This window comes from Shewanella surugensis (assembly GCF_023284005.1).
Taxonomy (GTDB): Bacteria; Pseudomonadota; Gammaproteobacteria; order Enterobacterales; family Shewanellaceae; genus Shewanella; species Shewanella surugensis.
Genome location: NZ_JAKIKS010000341.1, coordinates 1 through 846 on the forward strand (window position 1 = coordinate 1; position 846 = coordinate 846).

Genomic DNA, 846 nt, shown 5'->3' on the forward strand with positions numbered 1-846 from the left:
GTTATCTTGCCATGATTTTATCACTTTTGATGCACTCAAAGAGAGTGTAAAAAACATCATGGATAATTATCCGTCAAAATATACGATAACTTTTAGTTAAGCACTTAAATAAAGAGAAAATGATAAGTACAATTAGATCATATTTTTACTTAGATTGGTATTAACCTTTGTATTGGCAAAGCAGACAGGGCTCAAATGTGCCTTCAGCATGTGAGATTGGCCATTTTCTATTTATAAAGAAGCTGAACTACGAAGTGCATGGAAGTACAAATGTCATGTAGAGCATCGATGGTCGAGAGTAACCACTCGGTTTTTCACTCATTTAAAAAATGAAAAAGCCCTAGCATTTCTGCTAGGGCTTATCAAAATGTTGGCGGAGTGGACGAGACTCGAACTCGCGACCCCCGGCGTGACAGGCCGCGTTCTATTTATAAAGAAGCTAACTAACTGAACTACGAAGTGCATGGAAGCAAAAATGTCATATAGAGCATGGATGGTCGAGAGTGGCCACTCGGTTTTTCACTCATTTAAAACACGAAAAAACCCTAGCATTGCTGCTAGGGCTTATCGTAATGTTGGCGGAGTGGACGAGACTCGAACTCGCGACCCCCGGCGTGACAGGCCGGTATTCTAACCAACTGAACTACCACTCCTTTAACAAAGTGCTTACGCATTATGCTAAATTCTTTTATCGTCGCTAACGTGTCAAAGCTAGTAGACGTGCTCTTTCGAGCATTTATTTGGCGCCTGGAAATGACCTACTCTCACATGGGGAGACCCCACACTACCATCGGCGCGATTGCGTTTCACTTCTGAGTTCGGAATGGGATCAGGTGGGGCCACAAT

1 tRNA gene and 1 rRNA gene are annotated in these 846 nt (G+C 42.7%); both read right to left on the reverse strand.

What is annotated here, in order from left to right:
• Positions 1–576 precede the first annotated feature (576 nt).
• A tRNA-Asp gene (locus tag L2764_RS27405) sits at positions 577–653 on the reverse strand.
• Positions 654–745: 92 nt separating this feature from the next.
• Positions 746–846: ribosomal RNA gene (rrf, locus tag L2764_RS27410) — 5S ribosomal RNA — on the reverse strand; the annotation flags it as partial.